Genomic DNA, 19,217 nt, shown 5'->3' on the forward strand with positions numbered 1-19,217 from the left:
GGTGGGTTCGCAATCGGCGCCGGGCGTGAGTACGGTCGCTATCGCTGCTGGTTATCCAGTGGTTTGGACTATTTGCCAACGACGAGACGGAGGAACCGTGGCCCTTCCCCAGTTGACTGATGAGCAGCGCGCTGCTGCTTTGGAGAAGGCAGCTGCTGCCCGCAAGGCCAGGGCTGAGCTCAAGGAGCGCCTGAAGCGTGGTGGCACCGACCTCAAGCAGGTTCTCAAGGACGCCGAGGACGACGAGATCCTGGGCAAGATGAAGGTGTCGGCACTGCTCGAGGCGCTGCCCAAGGTGGGCAAGGTCAAGGCGCAGGAGATCATGACCGAGCTGGAGATCGCTCCGACCCGTCGCCTCCGTGGCCTCGGCGATCGGCAGCGGAAGGCCCTGCTCGCCAGGTTCGACTTCGAGGCCTGAGCACGACAGTGGTAGCTGACGCACAAGTGTCAGAGAGCAAGACCGCAGTGCGGAGGGGTCGGCTGGTTGTACTGGCCGGCCCCTCGGCCGTCGGTAAGTCCAGCGTGGTGCGACTCCTGCGTGACCGGATGCCGGAGCTCGTCTTCAGCGTGTCCGCGACGACGCGCGACCCACGCCCGGGCGAGGTGGACGGCAAGGACTACCGGTTCACCTCCCGCGACGAGTTCCAGCGGATGATCGAATCCGGTGAGCTGCTCGAATGGGCCGAGATCCACGGCGGGCTGCAGCTGTCGGGAACCCCGGCCGCACCCGTCCGCCGGGCGATCGAGCAGGGCAAACCGGTGCTGGTCGAGGTCGATCTCGCCGGTGCGCGGGCCGTCCGCGCCGCGATGCCGGAGGCTCTGCTCGTCTTCATGGCGCCCCCGAGCTGGGACGTGCTGGTCGAGAGGTTGACCGGCCGGGGCACCGAATCCGCCGAGGTCGTGGAGCGGCGTCTCGCGACCGCGAGAGTCGAGCTGGAGGCGCAGCACGAGTTCGACGAGGTCATCGTGAACGAGGATGTCAGCCGATCGTGCGACGAGTTGGTATCCTTGTTGGTTGGACGACCGGAACAGTCCGAGTCGACCCACTAGATCTCACATCAACTAGCCAGAACTATTTCAGGAGATACCGAGTGAGCAGCACCCCCGCAGTAGCGTCCGCAACTCCCAGCCACGGCGCCCTGCCGGCCTACGACACCCCGCTCGGCATCACCAATCCTCCGATCGACGAGCTTCTCGCCCGCACGTCGTCGAAGTACGCGCTGGTGATCTACGCGGCCAAGCGTGCGCGTCAGATCAACGATTACTACAACCAGCTCGGTGACGGCATCCTCGAGTACGTCGGCCCCCTCGTGGAGCCGGGCCTGCAGGAGAAGCCGCTGTCGATCGCGCTGCGTGAGATCCACTCCGATCTTCTCGAGCACACCGAAGGCGAGTGAGCGGAGGATCTGCCGTGCCTGAACAGGCAGCGGGCCCGGGCTCCGGGCACGTGACGGATTCACCGGAACCGGTTCCCTCGGGGGCGGGCCGCAAGCGGATCGTCGTCGGTGTCGGCGGCGGCATCGCAGCGTACAAGAGCTGTGCCGTCATCCGGGCCTTCACGGAGGCCGGGCATCACGTGCGGGTCATCCCGACGGAGTCCGCGCTCGAGTTCGTCGGCAAGGCGACGTTCGAGGCGCTGTCGGGCAACCCCGTGCACACGGGTGTGTTCACCGACGTTCCGCAGGTTCCGCATGTTCGTCTCGGACAGGAAGCGGATCTCGTCGTCATCGCGCCCGCCACCGCCGACCTCATGGCGCGGGCCGTGGCGGGACGTGCGGACGACCTCCTCACCGCGACGCTGCTCACCGCGCGATGTCCCGTGGTGTTCGCTCCCGCGATGCACACGGAGATGTGGGAGCACCCGGCCACCGTCGCGAACGTCGCCACGCTGCGCGCACGCGGCGTGACCGTCATCGAACCCGCATCCGGCCGCCTGACCGGCAAGGACACCGGCGCCGGCCGGCTGCCGGAACCCGACGAGATCGTCGGATTGGCGTCGTTGCTGGTCGAGCGTCCCGATGCGCTGCCGCGTGATCTCGAGGGCCGGCGGGTCCTCGTGTCCGCGGGCGGCACCCGTGAACCGCTCGATCCGGTGCGGTTCCTCGGTAATCGTAGTTCGGGCAAGCAGGGATATGCCATCGCGAGGCTCGCCGTGCAGCGCGGGGCCGAGGTCACCCTCGTCTCCGGCTACACCGCCGGCCTCGCCGACCCGGCCGCCGTCGACGTGGTGCACGTCCGCACGGCGGAAGACATGCGGGTCGCGGTCGCCAAGCACGCGCCCGGATTCGACGCCGTGATCATGGCCGCGGCGGTGGCCGACTTCCGGCCGTCGACGACGGTGGCGAGCAAGATCAAGAAGGGCGCGGGCGAGCCCGACTCGATCGCACTCACCAAGAACGAGGACATCCTCGCCGGCCTGGTCCAGTCCCGGCGGGACGGCGAGATCCCGTCGAAGACCGTGATCGTCGGATTCGCGGCCGAGACGGGCGACGCCGACGGCGACGTCCTCACGTACGCGCGGGCCAAGCTCGCGCGTAAGGGGTGCGACCTCCTCGTCGTCAACGCGGTCGGCGAGGGCAAGGCGTTCGAGGTCGACCACAACGACGGGTGGCTGCTCGGAGCCGACGGTTCCGAGTCCGCGCTCGAGCACGGATCGAAGGCGTTGATGGCGAGCCGGGTGCTCGACGCCGTCGACCAGCTGCTGCCGGACACTCTGACGGAACATCCGGCAGAATTTCGGTGATTCGAAGGGTGTCACCCCCGCCGGGGTGGCGCTAGGGTCGTTCGCGGTATTACGCAGCTAAGCTGTTTTCAAGTGCTGTTCAGGACAACTGTCGAGAGGGAATTCTGTGAGCCAGTCCGGTAGTCGGCTATTCACCAGTGAGTCTGTGACCGAGGGGCACCCGGACAAGATTTGTGATGCGATCAGCGACTCCATCCTCGACGCGCTCCTCACCGACGACCCGCGCGCCCGCGTCGCCGTCGAGACACTGGTGACCACCGGACAGGTCCACGTCGCCGGTGAGGTCACGACCACCGCCTACGCCGACATCCCCAAGATCGTGCGCGACACCGTGCTCGAGATCGGGTACGACTCCTCGGCCAAGGGCTTCGACGGCAACTCCTGCGGCGTGAACGTCGCGATCGGCGCACAGTCCCCGGAGATCGCCCAGGGCGTCGACCACTCGCACGAGGTCCGCACCGGCGAACTGAGCGACGACGAGATCGACCGCCAGGGCGCAGGCGACCAGGGACTGATGTTCGGGTTCGCCACCACCGACACCCCGGAACTGATGCCCCTGCCGATCGCGCTGGCGCACCGCCTGTCGCGTCGTCTCACCGAGGTCCGCAAGTCCGGTGTCCTGCCGTACCTGCGCCCGGACGGCAAGACTCAGGTCACCATCGAATACGACGGCGACAAGGCGGTTCGCCTCGACACCGTGGTCATCTCGACGCAGCACGCCGCCGACATCGACCTCGACAACCTGCTCACCCCGGATCTGCGGGAGAAGGTTCTCGGTTCGGTTCTCGCCGAAATCGACATGCCCGAACTCGACGTCTCGGACATCCGCCTGCTCGTCAACCCGACCGGCAAGTTCGTGCTCGGCGGCCCGATGGGTGACGCCGGCCTGACGGGTCGCAAGATCATCGTCGACACCTACGGCGGCATGGCCCGCCACGGCGGCGGCGCGTTCTCCGGCAAGGACCCCTCGAAGGTCGACCGGTCGGCGGCCTACGCCATGCGCTGGGTGGCCAAGAATGCGGTCGCGGCAGGCCTCGCGGACCGGATCGAGGTCCAGGTGGCGTACGCGATCGGCAAGGCGGCGCCGGTGGGTCTGTTCGTCGAGACGTTCGGTACCGAGAAGACGGATCCGGCGCGGATCCAGCAGGCCATCACCGAGACGTTCGACCTGCGGCCCGGCGCCATCATCCGCGACCTCGACCTGTTGCGTCCGATCTACGCGCAGACCGCGGCCTACGGTCACTTCGGTCGCACCGACATCGACCTCCCGTGGGAGAGCATCGACCGGGCGGAGAAGCTGCGGGCAGCCGCAGGCCTCTGATCGGTAGTCACGGCGCGGCGGGCGCCGCTGCGGTAGGAGTCCCCGCGTGAGCGCGGAAAAGGTTGCGGCAGAAGTTGATCCGGTTGCCCGGGTGCTGCCGCTGCTTCCGCTTGCCCACCTCGACCGCGAATTCGACTATCTCGTCCCGAAGGACCTCGACGCGCAGGCACGGCCCGGGGTCCGGGTGCGCATCCGGTTCGCCGGACGTCTCGTCGACGGGTTCGTCATCTCCCGGAACGCGACGAGCGACCATCAGGGCCGTTTCGGCTGGCTCGAACGGGTGATCTCGCCCGAGCGGGTCCTGACCGAGGAGATCACCCGGGTGGTCGACCTCGTCGCCGGCCGATACGCCGGAACCCGCGCGGACGTCCTGCGGCTCGCGATCCCGCCGAGACACGCGCGGGCGGAGTCCGAGGCCGCGTCCGAACCCCCCGCGGTGCCGGTCCCCGCGATCGAGACCGACGCGTGGGACCGGTACGTCCACGGCGGCGCATTCCTGACCGCATTGTCGGGGGAGCGGGCCCCGCGCGCGGTCTGGCAGGCGCTCCCCGGTGAGGACTGGCCGGCGCGTCTCGCGGAACTGTCGGGACTCGTCGCCGCCACCGGGGCGAGCACCGTCGTCGTCGTGCCCGATCAGCGTGATCTCGACCGCGTGGTCGCGGCAGTGGAGAAGCTGCTGGGCAAGGATGCCGTCGTCGGACTCGCCGCCGGCCTCGGTCCGGCGCTGCGTTACCGGCGTTGGCTGGCTGCGCTGCGCGGGACGGCAAAGGTCGTCGTCGGGACCCGGAGTTCGGTGTTCGCGCCGACGCCGCGCACCGGGCTGATCGTGGTCTGGGACGACGGGGACGACAACCATTCCGAGCCGCGCGCACCGTATCCGCACGCCCGCGAGGTGGCGCTGCTCCGCGCGTACGCCAGTGGCTGCGCGGTGGTGCTGGCCGGACACGCGCGCACCGCGGAGGCCCAGGCCCTGGTCGACTCGGGGTGGGCGCACGACCTTGTGGCCTCCCGGGACTCGGTGCGGGCGGCCGCCCCGAAGATCACCGCGCTCGCGGACAGTGACCACGCCCTGGCCCGCGATCCCGGCGCGCGCGCCGCCCGGTTGCCCGCGATCGCGTTCGCGGCTGCCCGGGAAGCGCTCGGCGCCGGCCGGGGAGTGCTGGTCCAGGTGCCCCGGCGTGGCTACGTGCCCAGCCTCGCGTGCGGCAAGTGCCGGGCGCCCGCGCGATGCCGACGATGCAATGGACCTCTCGCGCTGCCCTCCGCGGCCGGCCCGGACGGGGCGGGGACCCCGGCGTGCCGGTGGTGCGGCGTCGCCGACGCCGCACACCGCTGCCACGCGTGCGGAGCGAAGGCGCTGCGGGCCGTCGTGGTCGGTGCCGGACGGACCGCCGAGGAACTGGGTCGCGCGTTTCCCGGCGTCGCCGTCCGGATGTCGGGCGGCACGGACGTCGTCGACGAGGTGGAGCAGGGGCCCACCCTCGTGGTGTCGACGGTCGGGGCCGAACCGGTGATGGCGGGCGGCTACGGCGCGGCGTTGCTGCTGGACGGGTGGGCGCTGCTGGGCCGTCCCGACCTGCGCGCCGCCGAGGAGACGCTGCGGCGGTGGATGACGGCGTCGTCGCTCGTGCGGCCGTTCGCCGAGGGCGGTCAGGTGGTCGTGGTCGCCGATTCGGGGATTCCGACGGTGCAGGCGCTGGTCCGCTGGGATCCGGTCGGTCACGCCCGTGCACAGTACGAGGAGCGCGCGGAGGTCGGATTTCCGCCCGCGATCCATCTCGCGGCACTCGACGGCAGCGCGAAGGCGATTGCGGACCTTCTCGACCTCGCCGAATTGCCGGTGAACGCGGAGTTGCTCGGCCCGGTCGAGTTGCCGGCGGGGGAGCGGCTGCCGTTCTCCGGCGACGCGCCGGAGCCGGCGGACGTGGAGCGCATGCTGATCCGGGTGCCCCGTGGCGAGGGAAAACCGCTGGCCAAGGCGCTGGGAGAGGCGCAGTCGGTGCGCAGCGCGCGTAAAGACTCGCAACCTGCCCGGATCCAGATCGACCCCATACGCATCGGGTAATCGACCACCGTCACGAAATACGACCTTGCCGGCTCGCGATTGACGATATATCGTTGATGCATCAGCGATACAGAAGGAGGCTGATGATGGAAGACTTCCATTTCGAACACAGAGGTTCCCGACGGGACCGATTCACACGCGAACGGACGGGACGGCCCGAGGGGCCCCACCGCCACGGACACCGGCGAGGCCGCTTCGGCCCCGAGGGTGATCCCGGCTTCGGTCCGGGAATGCACTTCGGGCGCGGACGCGGACGGGGTGGCAGGGGACGGCGCGGCGATGTCCGCTCCGCGATCCTGCTGCTGCTCACCGAGGAGCCGATGCACGGCTACGAGCTGATTCAACAGATCGTCGAACGCAGCGACGGGGTGTGGAAGCCCAGCCCCGGTTCGATCTACCCCGCGCTGTCACAGCTCGAGGACGAGGGTCTGGTGCTCATCGAAAAGGTGGCGGGCCGCAAGACCGCGCGCCTGACGGACGAGGGCAAGGCCTTCGTCGAAGCGAACAAGACCGACCTCGGCACCCCGTGGGACGACGTGCGGGAGAGCGTCGGCCGGCCCGCCGAGGACCTGCGGGGTCTGATCGGGCTGTTGATGGGTGCCGCGGGGCAGGTTGCCGCGGTCGGTGACGACGAACAGGTCCGGCGTGCCGGCGAGATCCTCGCCGAGGCGCGGCGCGCGATGTATCGCCTTCTCGCGGAAGACGATCAGAGCGAAGCCGGCAAGGATGACACCGACTCGTAGGGCGCCAGGGCTCACCGCGGGCCCGCCGTCTCGACGCGACAGCGCGTGCACATTCTGGGAAAGTTCTCAGAAATGTCACGGCGAAGTCGGGAGAGATCATGAGATTTCGGGGTGCCGGTGCGGTCGTCGCGGGTGTCGTCCTGCTGATGTCCGGCGCAGTGTCCACCGCCCACGCGGACGACGCCTCACCGCCCCAACCCGTCGTGCCCGCCACGGCCGGGCTTCCCCAGACCGGCCGTAGTGCCGCCGCCGCGTATGCGCACGAGCACCCGGACAGCGCACCCGCGGGGTCGAACGACTTCTCCTGCACACCCGCCCCGGACCACCCCGAGCCGGTGGTGCTCGCGCACGGCACCGACGCCAGCGCCTACGCGGACTGGGCCACCCTGTCGCCGATGCTCGCCGCGGACGGTTACTGCGTGTTCGCGCTCAACTACGGCGGAGCGCCGGGTGCCGATTCGTACGGCACCGAGGACATCGTCGCGAGCGCGGAGGAGTTCGGCCGGTTCGTCGACCGGGTCCGCGACGCGACCGGCGCCGCCAAGGTCGACACGGTCGGATACTCGCAGGGTGCGAACGTCACGCGGTACTACGTCAACAAGCTCGGCGGCGCCCCGTTCGTCGACCACTGGGTCGGACTGGCGTCGCCCAGCTACGGGGGAGTGATGTACGGCCTCGTTCCGATCGTGCAGGCACTTCCCGGCGGACCGGACTTCGCCCGCACGGTGACGTCGGTCGCCGTCAGCCAGCAGATGCAGGGCTCGCCGTTCATGAACGCCCTCAACGTGGGCGGTGACACCGCACCCGGCGTCTCGTACACGACGATCGGGTCTCGGTACGACGAGATGATCCAGCCGTACACGAACATGGCGCTCCACGGCGCCGGGGCGGTCAACATCCTGATCCAGGATCGATGCCCCCAGGACGGCACCGGACATTTCCAGGCGCCCTACGATCCGTTCGCGCTCGACCTCGTCCGTGCGGCGCTGGACCCCGACGCGACTCCGCTGGCTCGCTGCGAGTTCGTCCCGGTCGGCGCGGGTATTCCCCAGGTGATCCTCGACAGCAATAGGTAGTCCCACGCAACAAAGCGGGGAGCCGTGCAGGCACGGCTCCCCGCTTCTGCGTGTGTGTGCTACTCCGCCAGTTTCGCGACGGCCTGCGCCCACAGGAAGTACTTGTTGGTGCCGAGGTCCTTCACGGTCTTGATGTTGAACGCGGCCGCGAGGTGTTCGGCGTCGGAATCGCTCACGCCCTGCAGGGCGGCGACGGGGGCACTGGCCAGTTCTTCGATGGGCTTCGTCTCGTAGGCCTTGTCGAACTTGCTCTCAATTCCTGCCATCGTTACCTCCAGAGGTTCGAAAACGGGACACCGGCCCGACCGTTCGCGCCGGCCTCAGAACAGTCAATACCCGTCCGCCGTCGCTGTGTGCGGTTCTGCGGAATCGATTCGCCGACTGTTCGCCGAGTGTTATGGCCCGGGTGCGACTCCCTAGACTGGTCGGCACATCGTCGATCAAAGGGGAGCTTTCTTCGTGAGTATCGTTTCGGCCCGCACTGCGGTCCACCGTCCGTCGTGTGGGTCGCCGACGTGCGCATAGTCTTCGCCGGAACCCCCGAGCCCGCCGTTCCCTCGCTCGAACGCCTCATCCGTTCGCCGCGCCACGACGTCGTGGCGGTGATCACCCGCCCGGACGCGGTCGCAGGCCGCGGACGCAAGGTGGTCCGCTCGCCGATCGGTGAACTCGCCGACTCCCACGGCATCGAGGTGCTGACTCCCGAGCGGCCGTCCGAACCCGAGTTCCTGGCGCATCTCGCCGACCTCGCACCCGACTGCGCGCCCGTCGTCGCCTACGGGGCGCTGCTGCCGCAGAAGGTCCTCGACATCCCGGCCCACGGCTGGGTGAACCTGCACTTCTCACTGTTGCCGGCGTGGCGCGGGGCCGCCCCCGTGCAGGCCGCGATCGGTGCGGGCGACGACATGACCGGCGCGAGCGCGTTCCGGCTCGAGGCGGGGATGGACACCGGGCCGGTCTACGGGGTGGTCACCGAGAGGATCCGCGACACCGACACCGCCGGGGACCTCCTGGGGCGCCTGGCCGACAGTGGTGCGGTCCTCCTGGAGTCGGTTCTCGACGGGATCGAGGACGGCGCGATCACCGCGGTCCCGCAGTCGGCCGAAGGGGTCTCGCACGCGCCCAAGGTGACCGTCGAGGCGGCCCGGATCCGTTGGGACAGAACGGCTGCCGTGGTGGACCGGCACGTCCGGTCGGTGACCCCCGCGCCCGGTGCCTGGACCACCATCGGCGATCTACGAATCAAGGTCGGCCCGGTCACTCCGACGGAGGAGCGACTGGAGCCGGGGGCGATCTCCGTGACCAAGTCCGGATTCCTGATCGGCACGTCCACGGTGGCGGTGCGGCTGGGCCGCATCCAGCCGCAGGGCAAGAAACAGATGGCCGCCCTGGACTGGGCGCGAGGCGCACGACTCGACGCGGAGGTACGGGCACAGTGAGCGAATCCAGAAGGCCAGCACGTCGCGGCCAGTCCGGCTCGGGGGCCCGCAACAACCGTCCCCGCCAGGCCCGCCGCCCCGACGCGTCCCAGTCCGGTCTCGACCAGCCGCGGCTCGCCGCCCGGGACGTGCTGCGCGCCGTCCGGGAACGCGACGCCTACGCCAATCTGGTGCTGCCCGGACTGCTGCGTGAGCGGCGCCTGGACGGACGTGACGCGGCGCTCGCCACGGAACTGGCCTACGGCGCCGCCCGCGCCCGTGGGCTCCTCGACGCCGTGATCGCCGACTGCGCGGGCAGGCCGATCGCCGAGATCGACGGACCGCTCCTCGACGTCCTCCAGCTGGGCGCCTACCAGCTGCTGCGCACCCGCGTCGCCCCGCACGCCGCCGTCGCCACCTCCGTCGATCTCGTGCGCGCGGAGGCCGGTCCGGGGAAGGCCGGCTTCGTCAACGCCGTGCTCCGCCGGGTGTCGGAGCGGTCCGAGGCGGAATGGGTGGAGCGCCTCGCCCCGGCCGATCCGGTGGGGCGGCTGGCATTCGAGCACGCGCATCCCACGTGGATCGCCCAGGTGTTCGCCGACGCGCTCGGTGCCGACGCCGGGGAACTCGAGGACGTCCTCGTCGCCGACGACGCGCGACCGGTGGTGCATCTCGTCGCCCGCCCGGGGGAGATCTCGTCGGAGGAACTCGCGCTCGCCACCGGCGGCGAGGTGGGGCGGTACTCGCCGTACGCGGTCTATCTGGACGGCGGCGACCCGGGGCTGCTCGACGCCGTCCGCGAGGGGCTCGCGGGAGTGCAGGACGAGGGCAGTCAGCTCGTCGCCCGGGCGCTGTCGCTGGCACCGCTGGACGGACCGGACGCGGGCCGCTGGCTCGACCTGTGCGCGGGCCCGGGCGGCAAGGCTGCCCTGCTCGGCGCTCTCGCCGGAATCGAGGGCGGACGCCTCGACGCCGTGGAGCCGGTGCCGCACCGCGCGGACCTGATCCGCAAGACGACGAAGGATCTTCCGGTCGACGTGCACGTCGCCGACGGGCGTGATCCCGGGCTGGAGGGCGGGTACGACCGCGTCCTGGTCGACGCGCCGTGCACCGGACTGGGTGCGCTGCGCCGACGTCCGGAGGCGCGGTGGCGCCGGCAGCCGTCGGATGTGGCGGGTCTCGCGAAACTGCAGCGGGAACTCCTGGCGTCGGCCGTCGAGCTGGTTCGTCCGGGCGGCGTGATCCTCTACGCGACGTGTTCGCCGCATCTGTCCGAGACGGTGGCCGTGGTCGCGGACGCGGTGCGCCGCTACGGGCTCACGGCACTCGACACGCGTGCGCTCGTCCCCGGTGTGCCGGGTCTGGGGGACGGTCCGAGCGTCCAGCTCTGGCCGCATCGGCACGGCACCGACGCGATGTTCATGGCCGCGTTGCGCAAGCCGTAGGGCGGCGGTCGCCTCCCCGCTACCTGGACATCTGCCCGACTCTCGGTAGAACCTGTTTCACTATATGGTGAAACGTGTTCTAATTCTTCTCGCGACAGAGACGTACGTCACGAAGCGAGTGGAGGACTTGAGATGAATCGGGTAGCGGGGAAGGTCGTTCTGATCACGGGAGCGGCGCGGGGTCAGGGTCGTAGTCATGCAGTGCATCTCGCCGACGAGGGCGCCGACATCATCGCCTTCGACCTCTGCGAGGACATCACATCCAACGAGTACCCGCTGGCGACCGACGCCGATCTCGCGGAGACCGGACGGCTCGTCGAGAAGGCGGGGCGCCGGGTCGTCACCGCCAAGGTGGACGTGCGCGACCGCGCCGCACTGCAACGCGAACTCGACGCCGCGGTCGCGATGCTGGGACGGCTGGACGTCGTGGTCGCCAATGCGGGGATCGCGCCCCTCGGGAACGACGTGCCCGTCGAGGGATTCGTCGATGCGTTCGACGTCGACTTCGTCGGCGTGGTCAACACGATTCACTCGGCCCTTCCGCACCTGGACGCCGGCGCGTCGATCATCGCGACGGGATCGGTGGCCGGTCTGGTCCCGCAGACCGGCCTGAACGGCCAGCAGGCCCTGCAGGGACCGGGCGGCGACGGCTACGGGCTCGCCAAGAAGATGCTGTGGACGTACACCAACTCGCTCGCGCTCACCCTGGGCCCGAAGTCCATCCGCGTCAACGCGATCCACCCCACGAACTGCAACACGGACATGCTGCAGAGCCCGCCGATGTTCCGCACGTTCCGCCCCGACCTCGAGAACCCGACCGCCGAGGACGCGAAGGTCACGTTCCCGTTCATGCAGGCGATGCCCACCCCGTGGGTCGAGCCCGAGGACATCTCGCACGCGGTGGTGTTCCTGTCGTCCGACGAGTCCCGATTCGTCACCGGTCAGCAGCTCCGGGTCGATGCGGGGGCGGGTCTCAAGCTCGGCGTCTGACGCCGATCCGATGAGGGTCCGGGCCGGTGTGCGGGCGCCGCCCGGGCCCTCGCCTTGCTGTCAGGTCTGGTCGAACTGCTTGCGCAGCTTCGCCGGTGCCTTGATCCGCCAGGCGTCCTGCAGCAACTCGGTCAGCTGGGTGACGTCGACGTTCTCGAGGTCGACGAGGATCGAACCGTGACCGTCGTAGTGCGGAGTGGTGTAGAACGGCGCTCCCTGGGCCAGCAGCGCCGCCTTCTCGTCGAGGTCGCACATCACCACCAGGCCCCCGTCCGACTCGGCCCGCAACCGGGCGAGCAGCTTGCCCGCCACCTTCAGCGCCGGAGTGCGATACGACGTGCTCTCCTGTACCTCCGGCAGGGACGTACCGATCGCCACGACGTCCGTCCAGGTCGGCATGAGCCCAGTATGGACCGCGGGACCCGGCCCCGACGCGTGTACGACTAAACTGCGGCGCGTGGCAACCCCGATGATCGCACCGTCCATTCTGTCTGCCGATTTCGCGCGTCTCGCCGAGGAGGCGGACGCGGTCGCCGGTGCCGACTGGCTGCATGTCGACGTGATGGACGCACATTTCGTGCCCAACCTGACGCTCGGCCTTCCCGTCGTGCAGAGCCTGCTCGCGGCGACGGACATCCCGCTCGACTGCCATCTCATGATCGACGACCCCGGCCGCTGGGCGCCTCCCTACGCGGAGGCGGGCGCGCACAACGTCACGTTCCATGCGGAGGCGACCGACGACCCCCGGTCCGTGGCACGGGACATCCGCGCCGCCGGTGCCAAGGCCGGTCTCAGCGTCAAGCCCGGCACGCCGATCGAGCCGTACCTCGAGATCCTGAAGGACTTCGACACGCTCCTCGTCATGAGCGTCGAGCCCGGCTTCGGTGGTCAGTCGTTCATCCCCGAGGTGCTGGCGAAGGCGAAGGCGGTCCGCCGTCTCGTCGACTCGGGTGAGCTGAGGCTGGTCGTGGAGATCGACGGCGGCATCAACGCCGACACCGTCGAGGCCGCTGCCGAGGCGGGCGTCGACTGCTTCGTCGCCGGGTCCGCCGTCTACGGCACGAGCGATCCCGCGGAGGCCGTGCGCGCCCTGCGCGCCAGCGCCGCCAAGGCGTCACCGCACCTGAGCCTGTCGCGGTAACGGCGCTCCGGCACATCGTGAACTCCCACGTGCGGCACGAGAATTCGGCTGCGGACCTCGACGCCGCGATGCAGATCGCCATCGGCGCCGCGGAGTCGGCGCGCGGATTCACCAGCCCCAATCCGGCGGTCGGCGCGGTGGTCCTCGACTCTGCGGGGCGCATCGCCGGTGTCGGGATGACGCAGCCTCCCGGCGGTCCCCACGCGGAGGTCGTCGCGCTGCGGGAGGCGGGTGACGCCGCCCGCGGCGGCACCGCCGTCGTCACGTTGGAACCGTGCAACCACCACGGCCGGACCGGGCCGTGTTCGCAGGCGCTCCTCGATGCCGGTGTGGTCGCGGTGCACTATGCCGTGGGCGATCCGAACCCCGAGGCCGCGGGCGGCGCGGAAACCCTCGTCTCGGCGGGGGTCGAGGTGACGTCCGGGCTGCGGGCCCAGGACGTCGAACGCGGGCCGCTCCGGGCCTGGCTGCACCGGCAGCGCACCGGACGGCCGCACGTGACCTGGAAGTACGCGGCCACCCTGGACGGCCGCAGCGCCGCCGCCGACGGCACCAGCCAGTGGATCACCGGTCCCGAGGCCCGGGAACGCGTCCACGCGGACCGGGCGAAACTCGACGCGATCGTGGTCGGCACGGGGACGGTCCTGGCCGACGACCCGAGGCTGACCGCCCGGATGCCCGACGGATCGCTCGCGGCTCACCAGCCGGTGCGGGTCGTCGTCGGACTCGGCGACATCCCGGCGGACGCCCGGGTCCTCGACGACTCGGCGCCCACCCTTCTGCTGCGCACGCGCGACGTGGACGAGGTCCTCGCCGCACTCGCCGAGTACACCGATGTGCTGCTCGAGGGCGGGCCTCGGCTGGCGGGGGCGTTTCTCGCCGCGGGCCGGGTCGACCGCATTCAGGCGTACCTCGCCCCGCTGGTCCTCGGCGCCGGCACGTCCGCGGTCACGGAGGCGGGTGTGCATACGATCGACGGTGCGCTGCGGTTCCGTCACGAGTCGGTCGAAACAATCGGCCCCGATTTGTTGTTGAGTCTGGTTCCAGCAGTGTCCGAAAACCCTGACAGTCACCGAACGTAGGAGAAGCCACAGTGTTCACCGGGATCGTCGAAGAGTTGGGTGAGGTCGTCGCCAAGGAGGAACTGGCCGACGCCGCACGGTTCACCGTGCGTGGTCCGGTCGTGACTTCCGACGCGTCGCACGGTGATTCGATCGCGGTGAACGGTGTGTGCCTGACCGTCGTCGAGGTGCTGGCCGACGGCTCCTTCACGGCCGACGTCATGCAGGAGACGCTGAACCGGTCGAGCCTGCAGAAGATCGACGTGGGCAGCCGCGTCAACCTCGAGCGGGCCGCCGCCCTGAACAGCCGCCTCGGCGGCCACCTCGTCCAGGGCCACGTGGACGGCACCGGGCACATCATCAGCCGCAGCCCATCCGAGAACTGGGAGGTCGTGCGCATCGCGCTGCCCGACGCCATCTCCCGGTACGTCGTGGAGAAGGGCTCGATCACGGTCGACGGTGTGTCGCTGACGGTCTCGGCGCTCGGCGGGGAACGCGGCGAGGAATACTTCGAGATCTCACTCATCCCGACCACGCTGCAGCTGACCACGCTCGGGGCCGCGTCCGTCGGGACGCCCGTCAACCTCGAGGTCGACGTGATCGCGAAGTACGTGGAGCGGCTGCAAGCGGCCGGCCGCTGAGTCGTACTGTTGAGGAGCATCCCACGGATGCATCCGTTGTATTCGAAGATGCCTAAGTCAAGACTTTGGAGACCGAGCACGTGACCAGGTTCGACAGTATCGAGCGCGCCGTTGCGGACATCGCCGCAGGCAAGGCAGTCGTCGTCGTCGACGACGAAGACCGCGAGAACGAGGGAGACCTCATCTTCGCCGCGGAGAAGGCCACCCCCGAGTTGGTTGCCTTCATGGTTCGATACACGTCCGGCTACCTGTGTGTGCCGCTCGACGGCGCCGACTGCGACCGCCTCGGCCTGCCGCCGATGTACGCCACCAACCAGGACAAGCACGGCACCGCGTACACCGTGACCGTCGACGCCCGCGAGGGCATCGGAACCGGTATCTCCGCGTCCGACCGCGCCGCCACCATGCGGTTGCTGGCCGACCCGTCCAGCGGCGCCCAGGACTTCACCCGGCCCGGCCACGTCGTGCCGCTGCGCGCCAAGGAGGGCGGCGTGCTGCGCCGTCCCGGCCACACGGAGGCCGCCGTCGACCTGGCCCGGATGGCCGACCTGCGGCCGGCGGGTGTGATCTGCGAGATCGTCAGCCAGAAGGACGAGGGCCACATGGCCCAGACCGACGAGCTGCGAGTCTTCGCCGACGACCACAACCTGGCCCTGATCTCGATCGCCGACCTCATCGGGTGGCGCCGCAAGCACGAGAAGCATGTGGAGCGGGTCGCGTCCGCGCGCATCCCCACCCGGCACGGCGAGTTCACGGCCGTCGGCTACCGGAGCATCTACGACGACGTCGAGCACGTGGCGCTGGTCCGCGGCGACCTGCCCGGCCCGGACGGCGACGGCAGCGACGTGCTGGTGCGCGTGCACTCCGAATGCCTCACCGGCGACGTGTTCGGTTCGCTGCGCTGCGACTGCGGTCCCCAGCTCGACGCCGCCCTGGACATGGTCGCGCAGGAAGGCCGCGGTGTGGTCCTCTACATGCGCGGGCACGAGGGCCGGGGCATCGGTCTCATGCACAAGCTGCAGGCCTACCAGCTGCAGGACGCGGGTTCGGACACCGTCGACGCGAACCTCGAGCTCGGCCTGCCCGCCGACGCCCGCGACTACGGCATCGGCGCGCAGATCCTCGTGGATCTGGGCATCTCCTCGATGCGCCTACTCACCAACAACCCGGCCAAGCGGGTCGGTCTCGACGGCTACGGGCTGCAGATCACCGAGCGGGTGTCGATGCCGCTGCGGGCGAACGCCGAGAACCTGACGTACCTGCGCACGAAGCGCGACCGCATGGGCCACGACCTGATCGGGCTCGACGACTTCGAAGCGGGAGAAATGCTGTGAGCGGTGAGGGACTGCCGGAGCTGCAACTCGGTGAGGCGGGCGACCTCCGGCTCGCCATCGTCGCCGGCAGCTGGCACGCCGAGATCTCCGAGGCGCTGATCGCCGGCGCGCAGCGGGTGGCGGCCGAGGCGAACGTGCAGAACGTCACGCTGGTCCGGGTCGCCGGTGCCATCGAGCTTCCGGTGGTGGCGCAGGCCCTGGCCCGCACCCACGACGCCGTCGTCGCGCTCGGTGTCGTGATCCGCGGCGGGACGCCGCACTTCGAATACGTCTGCGACGCCGTGACGGCCGGTCTGACCCGGGTCTCGCTGGACGAGAGCACCCCGGTCGGGAACGGTGTGCTCACCACCGACACCGAGCAGCAGGCCGTCGACCGCAGTGGCCTGCCTGGCTCCGTCGAGGACAAGGGCGGTCAGGCATGTGCGGCCGCGCTCGACGCCGCTGTCACGTTGGCGCGACTGCGCCGCGCCGAGGAGTCCTTCGTATGATCCGGATCCAGCCATGACCACTCCCGAATCCGAGTGGACACTCGTCGCGACGCCACGCAAGTCGCGTCGATACGCGATCGGTGTGGCGATCTTTCTCGTCGTCGTGCATCTGACGTTCGCAATCCTGCTGCGCGGCGATTCGACGGGCGTGTACTTCCGGCTCGCCGACCAGCTGGCGTTCGCGGGCATCGGCTGCCTCCTCGCGGCAGCCGTCCTGCTGCTGACCCGGCCCAGGTTGCGGGTCGGGCCCCGCGGCATCGCCGTGCGCAACGTGCTCGGGGAACGCATCGTCGACTGGGACCTGTACGAGGGGTTGTCCTTCCCGGACGGCGCGGCGTGGGCCCGGATCGAGCTGCCCGACGACGAATACCTGGCCGTGATGGCCATCCAGTCGAACGATCGCGAATACGCCGTGGAAGCCGTCGACCGCTTCCGCGCACTCGCGTCGGAGTACGCACCGTCCTGAACCGGGGGTCGGCCCTCCGCGACGTCGCGGATGCGGGGTTGGTCGGTGGCGCCGACTAACGTGGAGGGGTGCCCGATCCTTCGACATATCGCCCCGCGACCGGAACGATTCCGGTCGACCCGGGGGTGTACAAGTTCCGCGATCCGCACGGCCGGGTCATCTATGTCGGGAAGGCGAAGAGTCTTCGATCACGGCTGAATTCCTATTTCGCCGACGTCTCGACACTGCACCCGCGCACCCGCCAGATGGTGACCACGGCCGGCAGCGTCGAGTGGACCGTCGTGAGCACCGAGGTCGAGGCGCTCCAGCTCGAGTACAACTGGATCAAGGAGTTCGATCCCCGGTTCAACGTCCGCTACCGCGACGACAAGACGTACCCGGTTCTCGCGGTCACCCTGAACGAGGAATACCCCCGGCTCTTCGTCTACCGCGGGCCCAGACGCAAGGGTGTCCGCTACTTCGGTCCCTACTCGCACGCGTGGGCCATCCGCGAAACCCTCGACCTGCTGCTGCGGGTGTTCCCCGCCCGCACCTGCTCGGCCGGGGTGTTCAAGCGTCACAACCAGATCGGCCGCCCGTGCCTGCTCGGCTACATCGACAAGTGCTCCGCGCCGTGCGTCGGACGGGTGTCCGCGGCCGAACACCGCCAGATCGTCGAGGACTTCTGCGACTTCCTCTCGGGACGCACCGACAAGCTGGTCCGGCAGCTCGAGGCCCGGATGCAGGCGGCATCGGAAGAACTCGACTTCGAAACGGCGGCGCGGCTGCGCGACGACGTGGGTGCGTTGCGGCGGGCGCTCGAGAAGCAGGCCGTCGTGCTCGGTGACGGCACCGACGCCGACGTCGCCGCGTTCGCGACCGACGAACTCGAGGCCGCGGTCCAGGTCTTCCACGTCCGGGGCGGCCGCGTCCGCGGGCAGCGTGGCTGGGTGGTCGAGAAGGCCGGCGACGTCATCGACTGGGCCAGCGTCGATTCCGAGGCGGGATCGGACCTGCCGCTGCTGGTCGAGCAGTTCCTCACCCAGTTCTACGGTGAGCAGGCGGCGCTGTCGGGCGCGACCGACCAGGAGGCCGGCACCAGCGGCGTGCCGCGGGAGGTCCTGGTGCCCGTGCTGCCGCCCGACGCCGAGCAGGTGCAGGAGTGGCTCAGCGGTCTCCGCGGTTCCGCGGTCCGCCTTCGCGTGCCCCAGCGCGGCGACAAGAAGGCTCTCGCCGAAACCGTGCAGCGCAACGCGATGGAGGCACTGCAACAGCACAAGCTGCGCCGCGCCGGCGACTTCACGTCGCGGTCGGCGGCCCTGCAGGGCATCCAGGAAGCCCTCGACCTGGATTCGGCGCCCCTGCGCATCGAATGCGTCGACATCAGCCACGTGCAGGGCACCGATGTGGTGGCCTCCCTCGTCGTCTTCGAGGACGGCCTGCCCCGTAAGTCCGACTACCGGCACTACGCGATCAAGGAGGCGGCGGGCGACGGTCGCTCCGACGACGTCGCCAGCATCGCCGAGGTCACCCGGCGGCGGTTCCTCCGCCACAACCGCGACGTCGGGGTGCTGCGCGCGGAAGCGGCCGGGGCGGACGCCGACCAGGTGTCGGGCGGGGACGGCGGCGACCTCGCCCCGGAGGCGGCGATCGATCCGCAGACCGGCAGGCCGCGGCGGTTCGCGTACCCACCGAACCTGTTCGTCGTGGACGGCGGAGCCCCGCAGGTGGCCGCCGCCTCGGCGGTGCTCGACGAACTGGGCATCACCGACGTCGCCGTGATCGGGCTGGCCAAGCGGCTCGAGGAGGTGTGGGTGCCGGGGGAGGAGGACCCGGTCATCCTCCCGCGCACGAGCGAGTCGCTGTACCTGCTGCAGCGGGTGCGGGACGAGGCGCACCGCTTCGCGATCACGTTCCACCGCAGCAAGCGGTCCCGCCGGATGACGGCGTCCGCACTCGACTCGGTCCGCGGACTCGGCGACACCCGGCGCAAGGCCCTGGTGACGCATTTCGGATCCGTCGCCCGCCTCAAGCAGGCCTCCGTCGAGGAGATCACCGCGGTCCCGGGTATCGGAACGGCCACGGCGAAAGCGGTACTCACGGCTCTCGGGGCGGAGGAACCGTCTGCGGACGTCGCGGGAGTGGGGGATGATGAACCAGATCGGAACGGGCCGGGCACGGCAGAACAGAACGGCGCGGACATACCCCGCGAACCGGTAGCACAGCACGGCCCGGCAGCACAGAGCGCTTCGCAACGGACAGGTGTCGAGTGAACGAGCAGCACGCGCAGAGCGACCGTCCACCCA

At 69.9% G+C, this 19,217-nt stretch carries 20 protein-coding genes; 18 read left to right on the forward strand and 2 right to left on the reverse strand.

What is annotated here, in order from left to right; all coding sequences use genetic code 11:
* Positions 1 to 97 precede the first annotated feature (97 nt).
* The 8 genes from mihF (at position 98) to ACFVJ3_RS14410 (ending at position 7,948) form a co-directional block, all read left to right on the forward strand.
* The gene (gene mihF / locus ACFVJ3_RS14375; RefSeq protein WP_005262298.1) at positions 98 to 418 is read left to right on the forward strand and encodes an integration host factor, actinobacterial type; all 321 of its coding nucleotides are present in this window, start codon (positions 98 to 100) and stop codon (positions 416 to 418) included.
* Between the two features lie 8 nt (positions 419 to 426).
* Complete coding sequence (gene gmk, locus ACFVJ3_RS14380; protein WP_378452656.1) at positions 427 to 1,050, forward strand: guanylate kinase; 624 nt, start codon at positions 427 to 429, stop codon at positions 1,048 to 1,050.
* Positions 1,051 to 1,091: 41 nt separating this feature from the next.
* Complete coding sequence (gene rpoZ / locus ACFVJ3_RS14385; RefSeq protein ID WP_005241734.1) at positions 1,092 to 1,397, forward strand: DNA-directed RNA polymerase subunit omega; 306 nt, start codon at positions 1,092 to 1,094, stop codon at positions 1,395 to 1,397.
* Between the two features lie 14 nt (positions 1,398 to 1,411).
* A complete protein-coding gene (gene coaBC / locus ACFVJ3_RS14390; protein WP_378452657.1) occupies positions 1,412 to 2,743 on the forward strand; it encodes a bifunctional phosphopantothenoylcysteine decarboxylase/phosphopantothenate--cysteine ligase CoaBC in 1,332 nt (443 codons plus the stop codon).
* A gap of 106 nt (positions 2,744 to 2,849) precedes the next feature.
* Positions 2,850 to 4,064, forward strand: a complete 1,215-nt coding sequence (gene metK, locus ACFVJ3_RS14395; protein ID WP_005241739.1) for a methionine adenosyltransferase — start codon at positions 2,850 to 2,852, stop codon at positions 4,062 to 4,064.
* 46 nt (positions 4,065 to 4,110) lie between these two features.
* Positions 4,111 to 6,129 carry a primosomal protein N' gene (locus ACFVJ3_RS14400; protein ID WP_378452658.1) on the forward strand — a complete coding sequence of 673 codons (2,019 nt, stop codon included), beginning with the start codon at positions 4,111 to 4,113 and terminating at the stop codon, positions 6,127 to 6,129.
* Positions 6,130 to 6,215: 86 nt separating this feature from the next.
* Entirely contained in the window at positions 6,216 to 6,872 is a 657-nt protein-coding gene (locus tag ACFVJ3_RS14405) for a PadR family transcriptional regulator (RefSeq protein ID WP_378452758.1), read from the forward strand.
* Between the two features lie 98 nt (positions 6,873 to 6,970).
* A complete protein-coding gene (locus ACFVJ3_RS14410) occupies positions 6,971 to 7,948 on the forward strand; it encodes an esterase/lipase family protein (protein ID WP_378452659.1) in 978 nt (325 codons plus the stop codon).
* Positions 7,949 to 8,007: 59 nt separating this feature from the next.
* Here the strand turns inward: ACFVJ3_RS14410 and ACFVJ3_RS14415 are convergent, their stop codons facing one another.
* Positions 8,008 to 8,214, reverse strand: coding sequence for a hypothetical protein (locus ACFVJ3_RS14415; protein ID WP_073370512.1), 207 nt, complete (start codon positions 8,212 to 8,214; stop codon positions 8,008 to 8,010).
* Between the two features lie 249 nt (positions 8,215 to 8,463).
* Here ACFVJ3_RS14415 and fmt point away from each other — a divergent pair, with 249 nt between their 5' ends.
* The 3 genes from fmt to ACFVJ3_RS14430 all read left to right on the forward strand — a co-directional run bounded on the left by fmt (position 8,464) and on the right by ACFVJ3_RS14430 (position 11,801).
* Complete coding sequence (gene fmt / locus ACFVJ3_RS14420; RefSeq protein WP_378452759.1) at positions 8,464 to 9,387, forward strand: methionyl-tRNA formyltransferase; 924 nt, start codon at positions 8,464 to 8,466, stop codon at positions 9,385 to 9,387.
* Positions 9,384 to 10,811, forward strand: a complete 1,428-nt coding sequence (locus tag ACFVJ3_RS14425; RefSeq protein ID WP_378452660.1) for an RsmB/NOP family class I SAM-dependent RNA methyltransferase — start codon at positions 9,384 to 9,386, stop codon at positions 10,809 to 10,811. The genes fmt and ACFVJ3_RS14425 overlap by 4 nt, the downstream gene beginning before the upstream one ends.
* Positions 10,812 to 10,943: 132 nt before the next feature.
* Positions 10,944 to 11,801, forward strand: a complete 858-nt coding sequence (locus tag ACFVJ3_RS14430; RefSeq protein WP_378452661.1) for a mycofactocin-coupled SDR family oxidoreductase — start codon at positions 10,944 to 10,946, stop codon at positions 11,799 to 11,801.
* 60 nt (positions 11,802 to 11,861) lie between these two features.
* Here ACFVJ3_RS14430 and ACFVJ3_RS14435 read toward each other — a convergent pair whose 3' ends face one another.
* Positions 11,862 to 12,200 (reverse strand): MmcQ/YjbR family DNA-binding protein, encoded by a 339-nt coding sequence (locus tag ACFVJ3_RS14435; protein WP_378452662.1) that lies wholly within the window; start codon positions 12,198 to 12,200, stop codon positions 11,862 to 11,864.
* 58 nt (positions 12,201 to 12,258) lie between these two features.
* On the opposite strand from ACFVJ3_RS14435, the gene rpe reads away from it, so the two are divergent.
* The 7 genes from rpe (at position 12,259) to uvrC (ending at position 19,184) form a co-directional block, all read left to right on the forward strand.
* The gene (rpe, locus tag ACFVJ3_RS14440) at positions 12,259 to 12,942 is read left to right on the forward strand and encodes a ribulose-phosphate 3-epimerase (RefSeq protein WP_378452663.1); all 684 of its coding nucleotides are present in this window, start codon (positions 12,259 to 12,261) and stop codon (positions 12,940 to 12,942) included.
* Positions 12,943 to 12,971: 29 nt separating this feature from the next.
* Positions 12,972 to 14,024: a bifunctional diaminohydroxyphosphoribosylaminopyrimidine deaminase/5-amino-6-(5-phosphoribosylamino)uracil reductase RibD gene (ribD, locus tag ACFVJ3_RS14445; RefSeq protein ID WP_378452760.1), complete on the forward strand. Its 1,053-nt coding sequence runs from the start codon at positions 12,972 to 12,974 to the stop codon at positions 14,022 to 14,024.
* 11 nt (positions 14,025 to 14,035) lie between these two features.
* Complete coding sequence (locus ACFVJ3_RS14450; RefSeq protein WP_005241761.1) at positions 14,036 to 14,644, forward strand: riboflavin synthase; 609 nt, start codon at positions 14,036 to 14,038, stop codon at positions 14,642 to 14,644.
* A gap of 80 nt (positions 14,645 to 14,724) precedes the next feature.
* On the forward strand, positions 14,725 to 15,978 hold the full coding sequence (locus tag ACFVJ3_RS14455; RefSeq protein ID WP_378452664.1) for a bifunctional 3,4-dihydroxy-2-butanone-4-phosphate synthase/GTP cyclohydrolase II: 1,254 nt from the start codon (positions 14,725 to 14,727) through the stop codon (positions 15,976 to 15,978).
* Positions 15,975 to 16,466 carry a 6,7-dimethyl-8-ribityllumazine synthase gene (gene ribH, locus ACFVJ3_RS14460; protein WP_378452665.1) on the forward strand — a complete coding sequence of 164 codons (492 nt, stop codon included), beginning with the start codon at positions 15,975 to 15,977 and terminating at the stop codon, positions 16,464 to 16,466. The genes ACFVJ3_RS14455 and ribH overlap by 4 nt, the downstream gene beginning before the upstream one ends.
* Positions 16,467 to 16,479: 13 nt before the next feature.
* Positions 16,480 to 16,932 (forward strand): PH domain-containing protein, encoded by a 453-nt coding sequence (locus tag ACFVJ3_RS14465; RefSeq protein WP_378452666.1) that lies wholly within the window; start codon positions 16,480 to 16,482, stop codon positions 16,930 to 16,932.
* A 68-nt stretch (positions 16,933 to 17,000) separates the two neighbouring features.
* The gene (gene uvrC / locus ACFVJ3_RS14470; protein ID WP_378452667.1) at positions 17,001 to 19,184 is read left to right on the forward strand and encodes an excinuclease ABC subunit UvrC; all 2,184 of its coding nucleotides are present in this window, start codon (positions 17,001 to 17,003) and stop codon (positions 19,182 to 19,184) included.
* Positions 19,185 to 19,217 lie beyond the last annotated feature (33 nt).

The sequence above is a fragment of the Rhodococcus sp. NPDC127593 genome (genome assembly GCF_042671975.1).
Lineage (GTDB): Bacteria > Actinomycetota > Actinomycetes > Mycobacteriales > Mycobacteriaceae > Rhodococcus_F.

Excerpts from the sequence above, each read along its gene's own strand:
- ACFVJ3_RS14415 (WP_073370512.1), bottom strand. The coding sequence starts at position 8,214 with ATGGCAGGAATTGAGAGCAAGTTCGACAAGGCCTACGAGACGAAGCCC.
- ACFVJ3_RS14430 (WP_378452661.1), top strand. The coding sequence starts at position 10,944 with ATGAATCGGGTAGCGGGGAAGGTCGTTCTGATCACGGGAGCGGCGCGG.
- ACFVJ3_RS14435 (WP_378452662.1), bottom strand. The coding sequence starts at position 12,200 with ATGCCGACCTGGACGGACGTCGTGGCGATCGGTACGTCCCTGCCGGAG.
- ACFVJ3_RS14465 (WP_378452666.1), top strand. The coding sequence starts at position 16,480 with ATGACCACTCCCGAATCCGAGTGGACACTCGTCGCGACGCCACGCAAG.
- ACFVJ3_RS14410 (WP_378452659.1), top strand. The coding sequence starts at position 6,971 with ATGAGATTTCGGGGTGCCGGTGCGGTCGTCGCGGGTGTCGTCCTGCTG.
- ACFVJ3_RS14405 (WP_378452758.1), top strand. The coding sequence starts at position 6,216 with ATGGAAGACTTCCATTTCGAACACAGAGGTTCCCGACGGGACCGATTC.